The sequence below is a fragment of the Extensimonas perlucida genome, from assembly GCF_007655255.1.
Lineage (GTDB): Bacteria > Pseudomonadota > Gammaproteobacteria > Burkholderiales > Burkholderiaceae_C > Extensimonas > Extensimonas perlucida.
Map to the genome: position 1 here is coordinate 21867 of NZ_VMYE01000005.1, position 13401 is coordinate 35267.

The 13401-nt window shown below is 59.3% G+C and carries 9 protein-coding genes and 2 tRNA genes; 7 read left to right on the forward strand and 4 right to left on the reverse strand.

The window, feature by feature from the left end:
* The first annotated feature begins 16 nt into the window (after positions 1–16).
* Positions 17–3142: an SNF2-related protein gene (locus FK527_RS06190; protein WP_144731154.1), complete on the forward strand. Its 3126-nt coding sequence runs from the start codon at positions 17–19 to the stop codon at positions 3140–3142.
* A 378-nt stretch (positions 3143–3520) separates the two neighbouring features.
* Positions 3521–4960, forward strand: coding sequence for an acetate and sugar kinases/Hsc70/actin family protein (locus tag FK527_RS06195; RefSeq protein WP_144731158.1), 1440 nt, complete (start codon positions 3521–3523; stop codon positions 4958–4960).
* Between the two features lie 62 nt (positions 4961–5022).
* Here FK527_RS06195 and FK527_RS06200 read toward each other — a convergent pair whose 3' ends face one another.
* The 3 genes from FK527_RS06200 to FK527_RS17740 form a co-directional block, all read right to left on the reverse strand.
* Positions 5023–5625 (reverse strand): SGNH/GDSL hydrolase family protein, encoded by a 603-nt coding sequence (locus FK527_RS06200; RefSeq protein ID WP_047349946.1) that lies wholly within the window; start codon positions 5623–5625, stop codon positions 5023–5025.
* A gap of 84 nt (positions 5626–5709) precedes the next feature.
* A complete protein-coding gene (locus FK527_RS06205) occupies positions 5710–6678 on the reverse strand; it encodes a helix-turn-helix transcriptional regulator (protein ID WP_144731161.1) in 969 nt (322 codons plus the stop codon).
* Between the two features lies 1 nt (position 6679).
* Complete coding sequence (locus FK527_RS17740; protein ID WP_342778962.1) at positions 6680–7417, reverse strand: DUF1810 domain-containing protein; 738 nt, start codon at positions 7415–7417, stop codon at positions 6680–6682.
* A gap of 190 nt (positions 7418–7607) precedes the next feature.
* Here FK527_RS17740 and FK527_RS06215 point away from each other — a divergent pair, with 190 nt between their 5' ends.
* The gene (locus tag FK527_RS06215; protein ID WP_144731165.1) at positions 7608–8621 is read left to right on the forward strand and encodes a COG3904 family protein; all 1014 of its coding nucleotides are present in this window, start codon (positions 7608–7610) and stop codon (positions 8619–8621) included.
* 282 nt (positions 8622–8903) lie between these two features.
* The gene (locus FK527_RS06220) at positions 8904–10628 is read left to right on the forward strand and encodes a hypothetical protein (protein ID WP_144731168.1); all 1725 of its coding nucleotides are present in this window, start codon (positions 8904–8906) and stop codon (positions 10626–10628) included.
* A 347-nt stretch (positions 10629–10975) separates the two neighbouring features.
* Here the strand turns inward: FK527_RS06220 and cysM are convergent, their stop codons facing one another.
* On the reverse strand, positions 10976–11887 hold the full coding sequence (gene cysM / locus FK527_RS06225) for a cysteine synthase CysM (protein ID WP_144731171.1): 912 nt from the start codon (positions 11885–11887) through the stop codon (positions 10976–10978).
* Positions 11888–11927: 40 nt separating this feature from the next.
* On the opposite strand from cysM, the gene FK527_RS06230 reads away from it, so the two are divergent.
* The 3 genes from FK527_RS06230 (at position 11928) to FK527_RS06240 (ending at position 13319) form a co-directional block, all read left to right on the forward strand.
* Positions 11928–12012 (forward strand) — tRNA-Leu (locus FK527_RS06230).
* A gap of 154 nt (positions 12013–12166) precedes the next feature.
* Complete coding sequence (locus tag FK527_RS06235; protein ID WP_144731174.1) at positions 12167–12997, forward strand: enoyl-CoA hydratase/isomerase family protein; 831 nt, start codon at positions 12167–12169, stop codon at positions 12995–12997.
* A gap of 245 nt (positions 12998–13242) precedes the next feature.
* A tRNA-Arg gene (locus FK527_RS06240) sits at positions 13243–13319 on the forward strand.
* Positions 13320–13401 lie beyond the last annotated feature (82 nt).

The window sequence follows — 13401 nt, forward strand, 5'->3', positions numbered from 1 at the left end:
TCATCAAGGAGATCTCATGCAATGGGAAAAGGGCACGGAAGTTCGTCGAATCGACAACCCCGGAAAACTTGGTGCTACGACAGGGCAAGTACGGGCTCGCGGGTCCATCAGCTACTACGGGGTCCGTTGGCGTGACGGGACAAATGACTACGTTGCGGAAGACCAACTCGAGCTGATCTCCACGGCTCAGAGCGATGACCCTTATGGGGTGATCGAGAGCGGTCGATTTGGTCGAGCAGAAGACCTCCGCCGCAGTTTGACGCACGTGCACCTGTCCGGGCGACTCGCCAACTTGGTGTACTCGATGGGCGTTACGAACACTGAGTTCTTCGCACACCAATACAAGCCCTTGCTGACCCTGTTGGAATCGCCCGCCGATGGTTTGCTGATCGCTGACGAAGTCGGTCTGGGCAAAACGATCGAGGCGGGCATCATATGGACTGAGTTGCGGGCGCGTGAGGATATGCGTCGACTCCTAATCGTGTGTCCGGCAATGCTGCGCGAAAAGTGGCGAAGCGAACTGAAGAACCGCTTCGGAATCGACGCCAGCATCGTGAATGCAGCTAATTTGGCTGATGAGCTGAGAAACAGCAGCAGCTTCGGTCCGTCCAAAGCCTGGATTGCGAGCTATCAGGCGCTCAGACCACCGAAGTCTTGGAAGCCGACAGCGGAGTCAACCGGTAAGAGACTGTCGGGTCGTTCAGTGCTTGCCAACCTACTCGATGAGAACGCGACCGACGATCCACTGATCGACCTGGTTGTATTCGACGAGGCGCACTACATGCGCAACCCGGAGAGCGCCGCGCACACCCTGGGTGAGATGCTGCGGGAGGTGTCGCACCACCGGGTGTTGTTGTCGGCAACCCCGATTAATCTTGCGAACGAGGATTTGTACCACCTGTTGCGCCTGTGTGACCCAGATCACTTTCAGTACCCTTCGAGCTTCAGAGAAATGCTGGCCGCGAACCGACCGCTGGTGTTGGCACGCGACGCGGCACTGCGTCGAAACTCCCGATCAGAGGAGATCATCGAACATGTCAAAGCGGCAGCGTCCAGCGAGCTGCTTGCGAATTCGCGGCAGCTGGCCTCAATCCTTGAGGATCCACCGACGCAGGAGCGCTTACAGTCTGCCGAGTACCGAGCAGAACTGGCATCCAGTTTGGAGCGAGTGAATCTGCTAGGGCATGTGGTGACTCGCACACGCAAGCGCGATGTGCAGTTGGAGCGCCCGCGTCGGGAAGTGACGCCTGAAAAGGTTCCCATGACCGAGGCGGAACGAAAGTTCTATACCTATGTGACCGAGGTCACCCGAGATTACGCCTGGCGTCGCGGTATCTCTGATGGCTTTCTGCTGGCTACGCCTCAGCGGCAGGTTTGCAGCTGCCCTGCTGCTTTCGCCCGCGCATGGCTCGGTGGCGACAGAACTTTAGTCGAGGACATGGCTGAACTCGTGTTGGAAGACATGGAGGAAGGCGAAGACGAGAGCGAGTTGGAGGACATCAGCGCAACGCTGAAGGAGTTCTTGCTCGCCAACCGTCCAAGAGATGTGGACGCTGCTGAACTCGAAAGATCAGATTCGAAGTTCGCGCGGCTCCTGGATGTGTTGTCGGACTACTTCGCTGACAACCCCGTTGAGAAAGTCATTCTCTTCAGCTCTTTCCGTGCGACGGCTCACTACTTGGCCGAGCGGCTCTCTTCGGCAGGCATGAAGTCCATGCTGTTGTGGGGAAACATGCGTGAATCCAAGCAGGACTTGATCAACGAGTTCAGGGATCGGCCGGAGTTGCGTGTGCTGGTGTCTACCGAGGTGGCCGCTGAAGGTGTCGACCTGCAGTTTTGCCGCCTGCTAGTGAATTACGACCTGCCTTGGAACCCAATGCGCGTTGAACAGCGCATCGGTCGTATCGACCGTCTGGGCCAGAAGTCCAAAGTAATCTACATCTGGAACCTGTTTTACCAGGAGACGATCGACGAGAGGATCTTGGGCAGGCTCCTGACGCGCTTGAAGGTGTTTGAGGAAGCGCTGGGCGAGCCTGAGCCAGTGATCGGCGAGACTATACAAAGGCTCGAGTCCAAGCTGCTGACGTCGAAGCTCACACCAGAAGAAGAGGAAGCGGAGATTGAGCGGGCAAGGCTTGCACTTGAGAACGTGCGACTCCGTCAGGATGAGTTGGAGAAAAACGCCGCACAGATGATTGCCCATGGTGGGTTAGTGTTGGATCGCATCGCGGCAGCCAAGGAGCTTTCACGTCGAGTTACCGAATCCGACTTGATTATCTATGTCCGTGATTTTCTGTCTCGCCATGCTCCTGGTCATCAGTTTGCGCAGTTGGACGATATCAACCTGTACTCCATTCAACTTCCGATGGGTATGGCGGCGGAGCTTGATGAGTTCTGTCGCCGAACAGGCCAGATTGGTCAGACCATGCTTGGTTCGGGACTGCCGCGAACGTGCAAGTTTTTGAACAGTGTCACGACGGTGGGAGGCCGCGCGTGGGAGCCAATTCATCAGTTCCATCCACTGATTCGGTTCATCGGCGAAAAGCTGGCACGCTTAGATGAAGCCTTTTACCCAGTGGTTGCTGTCAAGCTGCAATCGAAGTTTGGTTTGGACGTATCGGCAGGCGATTACATGTTTGCCATCCGTAAGTGGACCTTCAAGGGTGTGAAGGAAGAGGAGTGGCTTCAAGTCGCAGCGTGCGACCTTAGGAGTCAGGAGATTCTTGCAGACGATCTGGCGGAAGGCTTGGTGAATGCTGCGCGATTGCACGGTACAGACTGGTTGGAGGCGGCGAACCTAGTCCAGCTCGACGAAATCGCTGAGCGACTTGATCAACTTGAAGTGCATTTGGCAGAAGCCTATGGTCGTGCCAGCAAACGCAAGCAGGACGAGAATTCTGACCGCTTGATGTTCCAGCTTCACGGGATCGAGCAACATCTTGCCAATCGACTTCGTGTTCTGCAGGCCACGCGCAACCGGCACGAGGAGCTCGGCAGACACTCGCTTGCCAAGGCCACTCAGGGGCGAATCGACAAATTGGCGGCGCGCATGGGACTGAAGCGAGAGCAAGTGCTCCAACGCGAACGCGTAATCCCCGATCATGTTCTGGTTTGTGCAGGGTTGTTGCGATTGGAGGGCTGACGTATGCCGGACTGGTTTTCCGAACTCAAGCGCATCAAGAGCCAATTGAAGGGCCCAGAGACAGAGGCGGCCTCTCGCCCCCCGCGCAGTCAGGTGGCGCGTGTACCGGAGCTTCGGAGGGGTGGCACTCCACTCAAGCTGCCGAACACGGATGGAATGTCGCGTCTAAACGGACAGTCAAAGCCGTTGCCTCCTAATGACAAAGGGCACGGAACCGGTACGGGCCAGCTTCATCGATCTGCGCAGAGTACCGGTGGCAAAGACATCTCGAGCAAGCCTTTCCCGCGGAGCTCTCGGGGGGCAGCTTCGCCGCCCGTATCGTCTCCGGTGAAGCAGCTATCGATCCAAGTGCAGCCGGTGGTTCCAGCAAAGCGGTCTTTGAAAGCGCCTCTGTCCAAACCTCAACAACCAGCGCAGAGTTCAATCAAGCGGCCGCAGCCTGTGCCGTCGGTGTTTCGGCCTCTTCCGAAAGGCGCTCCCACCCGACAAGACTTGTTTCGGCAGCCTGAGGGCTGGATTGCTCGAGGAGGCTGGACGCAATGTGTCGAAGCGGGGCACAGCGGAGCGGTCGATATAGTCATCGGACTCGACTTTGGTACCTCATACACCAAGGCGGCGGTTGGCTTCAGAGACAAGATCTTCCCCGTCACTTGGGACGGCGTTTCCAAGTGCGAGCCGAATTACTTGTTACCCAGTGAGTACACGGAGTTGAGAGATGGCTCGCTGTTCATTGGGCAACACCCGAACGCACGCTCAGATGAGATTCGCAACGATCTGAAGCTACCGTTCATCAACCCTGCAGTCTCCCGGTCGAGTATCGGTGCTGCCAGCACCTTCATCGCCTTGGTGCTGCGATACGTTCGAGCTTGGGTGTTCCATCATCACGGGGACAAACTTGGACGTGCACATCTTCGGTGGCAGCTCAACATCGGGGCCCCCAGTAATGGCTTGGAAAGCACTCAGTTGGCACGTGCCTACCACGCGTTGGCGGCTACGGGCTGGCGGCGAAGTCTGGAGACAAACCCACAGCGATTGGCGGGTAGCGCATCCGAGTTGTGGCAAGAAGGCGAGGCTCTACCTGATCTCGTGGACCATCAAGTTAGGCCAGAGTTTGTGGCCCAGATGGCTGGTTACATGCAGTCACCTCAACGGCAGCGTGGCCTGCACGCACTGGTGGATGTTGGGGGAGGAACTTTGGACGTCGTGACGTTCAATGTGCATCAAGTCGACGAAGAGGACACGTTTCCATTCCTCGTTCCTCAAGTTCATGCGTTGGGCACGCATGGGCTCATCCAGAACAGGCTGTTGGGTGTCGAAGCCGATGGCCTTACTCGCGCAGTTGACGAACTGGCCCCAATCGACGCAGCCCCGGTCTTCGCTCGAGCTACCGGTGTCGCTGAGGCTCACGTCGTAAGCCGAGACGCACTGTTCAGGGCAGAACTGCAAAGGGTGATCAAAAGCGTATTCGATATCACCAAGAGCCGCCGCTACAGGCTGTCTGATGCTTGGCGTACGGGGATCCGCACATTCTTTACAGGAGGCGGGGCGCTGTTTGACTTGTATCGAGAGGCGCTGAAGACGATGCCTGTGCCGTCAACTCAAGGTCTGCATCTGATGCCGCTTCCACCGCACAAGAATTTGGACGGTTTCACTGGAGGGGTGCACGAATATCAACGGATCTCTGTCGCCTGCGGCTTAGCGCAGGACGCTTTCACACTGGGGCGAATTGTCCCGGCCAAGGAGGTCGAGGACGATCGTCCAGTTGTGCCGACATACAGGTCGTCTCGACCGGACCGCGACGACCTTTATCCGAAGTGACCAGCCCAAACTTGTCACAGAGAGCTGCCAGTGGGTGCAACTGAAAGGCGTTGTCGTCCGTGTCAAACCGCCACGCTCCAGTCGGCGATGGCGCGTGCAAGTTTTTGGCTCGCCTGCCCAGATGGCTCGATTGGTGACACCTCGGAAAAATCCGCCGCCTCGGTCAGAAGCGTGCGCAGGTCGAGGATGTCAAAGCGGTGTTGCATGGCGCTACGAGTCACCACATCATTGAAAACCGACAGCGCGGTCTCAAGGGCCGGGGTCAGTCCCGGCACGGCGTCGTATATCGTACAGACTAGGGTAGGCAGTCGGCGCTCGGACACTCGATCCATAAGGTAATCGTAGTGACTCGTGAAGTCAGTCTGGATGTGGTTTAGGTGCGCTAGGGCTTCCATCACCGAACTTACCGGGTGGTCTAGGGTGGGCAGCCATGACAGGGCATCGTTACCACCGACGCTCAGCACCAGATGGGTTGTACTCGGAGGCAGCCGCTGCAACTGGGCATGCACCTGCCGCGTCACATCGCCGTCGACGGCCAGCAGTGTACAGGCGTGTGGGGATTTCAGCGTACGACGAAGGTGCTCTATGACAGATTCGGAGGGCGCGACGTAGCTGGCGTTGTCGAATATGGAGTCGCCCAGCAGAGCCAGATGGTTGGAGGTCATGGGTTCACATTCCTTTGTGATTGCCGGCAGAAAGAAGGGGTGCCTGTCGTTTCTCGAAGCGCCTGCTTTGAGTTTGTGATGCATTCATGCATAGGCCCGAATGGCCTGGGCCAGTTCCGCCTTGAGGGCGGTTCTCAATTCCTTGGGCTCCAGCGCCTCCACATGCGCTCCATGGCGCAGCACGTCCAGCGTCAACTCCCGCAAATCCGTGTAAGGCAGCCGCATCTCCATGCGCCCATCGGCCAGCCATGTGATTTCCTGCTTGGGATGCCACATCTCCCGGGACACCCAGCGCGCCCGCTCGGCCGAGAACCGCAGCCGCGCCCACTGCACCTTTCTCCCAGAAAATATTCCGTACCCCTGGCCCACGAACTCTTCGAGAGTTCGCTCATCAACCTCTTGGCTCTTGACATCCAGTAGGTGCACTTCTTCCATCGAGTCCAGCGCAAACGAGCGCAAGCCGACTCGCATGTGACACCAGGCGACCAGGTACCAGTTGCCCCGGTAATGCACCAAGACCTGGGGAGAGACCACCCGCTCGCTGCGCTCGTCGCGGGCCCGCACGTAATACCGCAGCGCCAACTGGCGGCGGGTGAGGAGGGCGGTGGCAACCACTTCGAAGTGCTGAGCCGCCACCGCACGGTGACCGGTGGCCAGCAGGCGGAAGCGCTTCTCCACGTCGTTGGCCGCGTGCTGGCCGGATTCAATCAGGGCCCGCAGCCGTGCTTTCAGAGGTTCAATCTGCGCCTTGAGCAGCGTGGGCTGCAGGTCGGACAGCATCGCCTGCATCATCAAGAGTGCGTAGGCTTCCTGGGCGTTGAACCATAGGCCCGGCAGGTTCTGGATTTCTGCTTCTCCGTCCTGCTCGTACCGATAACCTCGTGTTTCCCGGTCCCAGACGATGGGGTAGTTCAGCCGGTCGCGCATGTACTCGATATCGCGCTTGAACGTGGCCCGGGAGACCGCCAACATTTCCAGCATCGTGCCGATGGGCACCGCCCGCCCGCCTTGTAGCAGGGCATCGATTTTGTAGAAGCGCTCGGTACGGTCCATCTCAGAGCAGCCTCACCGTTTCAAGATCCGCCTTGCCGCCGTAGAAATGTTTCAGAGCCGAATGAAACACCGAGTTCGGGGTGGCCGATGCTCTATCGAAGAGCGTCGCGCAAGAGCGAAACTTCATCGCGTCCACCGTCCCGAAAATATCGTCCGCCCGACGGTCCGGGTGCTGCAGGACCAGACGGAAGCACTCGTGCAGCCGGTGACCCAGCAGAGGATGCTCCAGGTACAGCCGTGCCTCGTGCAAGTCCACGATGCCGTACTTCTGGGCTTTCCTAGAGCGACCTAGCCCGTAAAGCTGCGGAAACACAAACCACATCCAGTGCGTTTCCTTGCGACCGGCCCGAAGTTCCTCCATCGCGGTGTCGATGACCGTCGCCTGGGCCTCCACAAAGCGCTCTAGACCTGCGGGTGTCATTGTGCGACGCTGAGTCACCCGATCAAGACCCGGCGGCTGTTGCCAATACTCACCGGACGAGTAGACCGGTCGTTCGAACCGGTTCCCCCGTCGGAGGGGAAACTGGGGCGATCCGGCCACCGTCCGAAATCCCGGTTGTTCACTGAGCGGCGTGAAGCCGTTGAACGCCAGGGCATGCTCGGCCTGAGCTGCATTCGCATAAACCACTTCATCGAACACTAAACCGTGATCATCGAAGAACAGGATGGATGCACCCGTGTGAGCCGACGAATCGGCTGTGCAGGCCTCGGCCAACATCGCCCAGTTCTGTTGCAGCATGCCCGTGACCTTGAACCAGAGAGGTCCTCGGGGTAAGTCCAGCAGTTGAGCCTGTGGTCTGGCCATCTTCGTCCTTAACGAATTCAGCATGCATTCAGGTTATCGTGTTTAGTGGCTCATGCTGTGAGCCACATGTCTACCAATACTACCCCTATTGCAATCACTGTCTCATTGAGGTGGGGGTGCTCACATGCACGTTACCCTGCGCTTGCCCAAACTGGCTGGTCGCGCTCGCTTATCTCCCAAGTTCAATAGCTGGCCAGGCATGGGTCAGTTCTTCCGTCTGCACTGGCGGGGTGAACTTGGGCTGTTCCGCACTCTGGTGGTTGCACTCTGTGTGGTATTTGTGCCGACCACTTTGATCCTTTTTGGGGCCTTTCTGCTCAGCCAGGCCTTTCATCCTGAAAGCAAGCCCGTAGACATGATTTTTCGCCTTGGCTCCGCGGCACTGTTACCCGCCATGTTCTGGTGGGCCGTGGGGACTTACCGCAAGTCCATGAACCTCCTGACCGAGTCGAGGACGGCGGCAGCTTTTCTCACATTTCTGATGGCTGGTTTTGGAATCTGGATGCTGTGGGGCACGGCCAGGGAAGTTATTTTGTATAACTGGAAATCACCCAGCGCCTATGCTCGCTTTCTCAGCGAGTGCGAGCAACGTACAAGCAAATGGATTTCGAAACCCTGGACCGTCACGGCTATGCCCGAACTCAACCGGATCGTGGTTAGCGGCAGCATTGGGGAAGGCAGCGCCAAGGCTCTGGAGCGAGCAATCTTAGACAATCCGCACCTCAAGCTGCTACAGCTTGATTCCTCTGGGGGACTGGTTCATGAGGAAGAACTCATGATCGAGATCGTAAGAAAGCAGGGCCTGGACACTCTAGTGCAAGGCCGTTGCGTGAGTGCCTGCACGGGCATATTCCTTGCTGGTGAGCGACGCTTCATCACTCCAGATGCGCGATTTGGTTTCCACCGAGCGGGCTACTGTGGACTACCGCGCGGGGCGCCGTGGGGAATTTCCGACTACATGACCTCAATCTACTACCGCGAGCGTGGTGTTGAGGAGGGCTTCATGCAGGAGGCGATGAAAACAGAGTACCACGACCTCTGGCGGCCGAGCGCCCTCGAGGTGAAGCTGGGTAAGTTCGCAACGCACTGGTGGTCAGAAAGGCCGGAAGAGTACAGCCGAGCGGCATTCATGAAATGAGGGATGGCCGGATTGTGGCTCTAAAGATCAGTTGCAAGCTCAACTTCACAATGGAGTGACCTTATGAACAGCCCAAGCAACAGCCCCCCGCGTGTGCGAAGCTGGATTCCACCCAGCTTCGCATGGACGACTGCACCTGACGTGTTCTGTGTTGATGTGCCGATCACCGATCCTAACGTTGTCGAATTTATATCAACCGGCTCGCTTGCGGTAACCATCTACGCAGCTAAGGCCACAGCGCGAGCTTTAGCCCGTCTACGAAGCGGTACCGGGCTAAGACTAATGGGAGAACTGGAACAAGCGGTTTGGTCTCCTACCAAGCTCAAACCTACCGACTCACGCATTGGCCCCGGTACAAAGGTTGTCGCGTATTGCTGCGGTGTGTTTTTGCTGCCTGACGACAAAACCCTGTGCGTTCTGGTGGGCCGATCGAAGCCGTTGGTACCGGATGCCTGGATATCGTCTACCCTCAAAGCCAGTGCAGATGCGCTTCTTCTGGAGCATCAGACCAAGGTCGCCGAATTCGACGATGCGATCAGCCGTAAGAGGCAGGACAACGAGGACTTCTACGGACGCCACAGTGCCATGAAGAAGTTCGAAGGGTTCGCCCAAGCGCAGTTGGCGATGAAGAGCCAGTTTCAGCGCCCGGTTGTAACTGCGGAGCGGCTACGGACTTTCATGCTGCGTGCCGTGAAGTTCCCACAGCCTACTTCGGGCGACACGGAGAAGCTGGCTCGTTCAGCAATTTCTGCGGTCGCCGCATCTGGCTGGCCCCCTTCCCGTGATGGCAACTACGCCGGTATTCTCCCCGGCACTGCTGGGCACCGCGCGCAAGGCCTTGTTTCATGGGCGCCCCACTCAGGCCTCCCCTCGTACCCCGAGGTCCGCTGGGCCGTTCAAAGGCGCTTGCCTGCGGCACTGCGCAAGCCGCGCAGCGAGCAGATAGGCAGTCCCAACTTCGACACTGGCGCTCAGCCGGTGGAGGACTCGGTTCAAGTCCAGGGCTTTGTTCCGGAGGCAAACGATCTCAAGGATTCGCTAGACGATCTGCAGCTCGACCAAATCGGGGACCGAGACCGGGTTGACGGCGTTCGCAGCGACTTAAAGGGACAGGGCTTCGAAGCCATCGCCTGGTTCCAGCCTTATCACGTATGGACCGAGGAAACGTGGGGCATCTACTTCGACGCCCGAAAGCTGGACGACCTGGCGCTTAGCTTTCTGGACGACTTCAAGTCGGAGAATGTTAATGGATCACACAGCCTGGCTGCGCTGCTGGCCTTTGGCCTGACCTACGCCCACGAGCTGTTCCACGCTCGGGTGGAGGCCGCACTCTCGTGGCTTGAAATCAACGCCCAGCAGCCGCGACACCTGCGCTACCAGGACCGCGTCTACCAGGCGCTGCGCGAAACGCCCGATTGGCTTGAGGAAGCCCTGGCCAACTGGTCAGCATGGGACTGGTTTAAAGCACCCAGCATCAGGTCATTGGTGACACGCATGGCGTCGAACATTGAGGGCCTGGACCGCGTCGTCGAAGGGGCTCTCGACCTCGCACCACCTGGGTATCGGGAATGGCGCCTGGGACATCACGCCGCCACATGGCGCACCTTTGCCAACCAGTTAAGCACTGCCAACCCCAAGATCAACTCCACCAGCATCGGCTTGCCGCTTGAAAGCGCCCTGACCGGCCCGCTGCCGTACGACTTCCAGCACGCCGACATCCCTTTGCGTTTCGTGGGCTCCGGGGTCATTGCTGACCGTCTTCAGAGCCACCCGTCCACGTTCAACGTGCCGCCTCGCCGCGAGCTTGAGCGGGCGCTAAAACGCTTCCACCACAGCCTGGACGCGTCGGGCGGCAAAGGCGGTCACCAGAAGTGGACGGGGCCGGATCAACGTGCCTTCATTCTTCCCACGCGCGACCCGGTGAGCCCGGGCGTCTTCAAGACGTTCCTGCACCATGTGGGCATCGATAAAGCCACTTACGTTCGTCAAGTTCGACCTAATCTCTGAACCACCAAGCCCTCTTTACGGCGGTGTGACAAGATTTTCCGAACCTCTGAATGTGAACAGCACAGCGTCTCACTCGATGGGGTAAGCAGCAGACTCGAAGATCGTGCCTCGCAGTGGGGCCGATCACGAGGTCACCGTCATTTGCCTTCATTTGTCACCACGCGTGGTGGGGTATTCCGGGGGACCGATGGAATGGGCTTTAAAGAAAAATCAAACGCGACAAGGGCTTAGAAATCACGCCCATGTACTGCTGCATCATCGGCGTGTGGCTTTTTTCCAGTGCAGTGTCCCCCGTGGGCGGAGCAGAAAAGTCGTTGCGTGGCTTCATCGTCAAAAAGCACCGTCCCTCAAACCGGGAACACGCCCGTGGAAAGGTAGCGGTCGCCGCGGTCGCAGACCACGAACACCACCGTCGCCTGCTGCACGCGCGCGCCGATCTGCTGCGCCGCCCAGCACGCCCCGGCCGCCGAAATGCCTGCAAAAATGCCCTCTTCGCGCGCGAGGCGCCGGCACATGTCCTCGGCGTCGTCCTGGCCGACGTAGATCAGTTCATCGACCAGGCTGGGGTCGTAAATTTGGGGCAGATATTCCTCGGGCCACTTGCGTATGCCAGGAATGCGCGCGCCCTCCTGCGGCTGCGCGCCGATGATTTGGATCGCGGGGTTTTTTTCCTTGAGAAAACGCGCCACGCCCGTGATGGTGCCCGTGGTGCCCATGGCGCTCACGAAATGCGTGATGCGCCCGCCCGTCTGCTCCCACAGCTCGGGCCCCGTGGTCTCGTAATGGCTGCGCGGGTTGTCGGGGTTGGCGAACTGGTCGAGCACCTTGCCCTCGCCGCGCTTTTGCATGGCTTCGGCGAGGTCGCGCGCGTATTCCATGCCGCCGCTCTTGGGCGTTAGCACGAGCTCGGCGCCAAACGCCTTCATGGTCTGCGCGCGCTCGATCGAGAGGTCTTCGGGCATCACGAGCACCATGCGGTAGCCCTTGATGGCCGCGGCCATGGCCAGCGCGATGCCGGTGTTGCCCGAAGTGGCCTCGATCAACGTGTCGCCGGGGCGGATCTCGCCGCGCTCCTCGGCGCGGCGGATCATCGAGAGCGCGGGCCGGTCTTTCACCGAGCCCGCGGGGTTGTTGCCCTCGAGCTTGGCCAGAATCACATTGCCGCGCGCGGCGCTTTCCTGCGCGCCTATGCGCTGCAGGGCCACGAGCGGCGTGCGGCCCACGGTGTCTTCTATGGTCGGGTACGGAGGGTGTTGCATAAGCTCAACTGTGCCATAATTGCCGGCTTCATTGCATGCCGCCCGGGTGGTGAAATTGGTAGACGCAGGGGACTCAAAATCCCCCGCCGCGAGGCGTGCCGGTTCGAGTCCGGCCCCGGGCACCAGCGCATCGCGCCAAGCGCACAAAACAGAGCCGCACCGCCTTTTTGGGACGTGCGGTTTTTTGCTTTTCCTGGCGAGAAAAAAGCCGTCTGCAAGCCGAAAAACCATGGCGTAAGATGGTCCTTCGTCGGCAACGAGAAACGAAGGAGACAGGCCATGGAGCAAGCCTCACGCGAATTCGACTACAGCACACCTGCACCGGGGCTTGGCGTTTTGCGCCTGCAACGACCCACGCGGCGCAATGCGCTGCATCTGGCATTGGTGCATGACCTGCACCGCCTCTTCGACCAGATTCTGGCCGACGCGTCGCTGCGCGCACTGGTGCTGTACGGCGAAGGCGGGCACTTTTGCGCCGGGCTAGACCTCAAAGCATGGGTCGAAGGTAAAGACTTCGATAAAGCGCAAGTGCTGCAAGCCATGCGCCTGCAGCAGACTTTCGCAGGTCTGGTCCAGCGTTTGCGCGCGAGCGACGCGGCCGTGATCGCCGCCGTCGATGGCGTGGCCGTGGGTGCGGGCATGGCGCTGACGCTCGCAGCCGACGTGCGCTTTGGCACCGCACGCACGCAATTTCACATCGGCGCCGTGCGCATCGGCCTGACCGCGGGCGAATGCGGCATCAGCTACCACCTGCCACGCCTGATCGGCGCGGGGCGCGCGTTCGAGCTCATGCTCACAGGCCGCCCCATGCCCGCCGACGAGGCATTGCAAGCGGGCCTGCTCAGCGGCCTTGTGCCGCCCGAGCAGTTGCTGGCGCGCGCGCTCGAGTGCGCACAGCAGATCGTCGCCAATCCGCCCTACTCCACCGCGCACACCAAGCGGCTCATGTGGCAAAACATCGACGCGCCCAGTCTGGCAGCCGCGCTCGAACTCGAAAACCACGCGCAGGTGCTCGGGCTGATGACGCAAGACTTCGACGCTGCAGTGCAGTCCTTTGTGCAAAAGAAAGCGCCTACGGGATCCGCAGGGGTCGCGCCGGTGCAAAGCTAGGAGCCTGTCGGACTTTGGGCGTCGAAAGCGAAGATGCGCCCCAGCGAGGCCAGTTTTTGCCGGATTCGCCGCTCCATAGTGGTGCCATGGGGCAAGAAGCCGGTAAAAAATGGGCCGCTGCGGCGCATTCGCAGCCGACGATTCCAAAGTCCGACAAGCTCCTAGGGGCCGCGAGAACTAAAACCAGCGACGAAAGTAGGAAATTTCACCGCCATCGTGAATTCGCTGCTACAATACGAGGCTTCGCGGCTGTAGCTCAGCTGGATAGAGTACTTGGCTACGAACCAAGGGGTCGTGGGTTCGATTCCTGCCAGCCGCACCACCATTCAGGTAAGCCCTGCAATCACCATCGATTGCGGGGCTTTTCCTTTTTTTGATCCCGATTTTCCGCCCTAGATTTTCCG

Coding starts and splice junctions, on each gene's coding strand:
- FK527_RS06235 (WP_144731174.1), top strand. CDS start 12,167: ATGGAGCAAGCCTCACGCGAATTCGACTACAGCACACCTGCACCGGGG.
- FK527_RS06205 (WP_144731161.1), bottom strand. CDS start 6,678: ATGGACCGTACCGAGCGCTTCTACAAAATCGATGCCCTGCTACAAGGC.
- cysM (WP_144731171.1), bottom strand. CDS start 11,887: ATGCAACACCCTCCGTACCCGACCATAGAAGACACCGTGGGCCGCACG.
- FK527_RS06215 (WP_144731165.1), top strand. CDS start 7,608: ATGCACGTTACCCTGCGCTTGCCCAAACTGGCTGGTCGCGCTCGCTTA.
- FK527_RS06220 (WP_144731168.1), top strand. CDS start 8,904: ATGGGAGAACTGGAACAAGCGGTTTGGTCTCCTACCAAGCTCAAACCT.
- FK527_RS17740 (WP_342778962.1), bottom strand. CDS start 7,417: ATGCTGCAACAGAACTGGGCGATGTTGGCCGAGGCCTGCACAGCCGAT.
- FK527_RS06190 (WP_144731154.1), top strand. CDS start 17: ATGCAATGGGAAAAGGGCACGGAAGTTCGTCGAATCGACAACCCCGGA.
- FK527_RS06200 (WP_047349946.1), bottom strand. CDS start 5,625: ATGACCTCCAACCATCTGGCTCTGCTGGGCGACTCCATATTCGACAAC.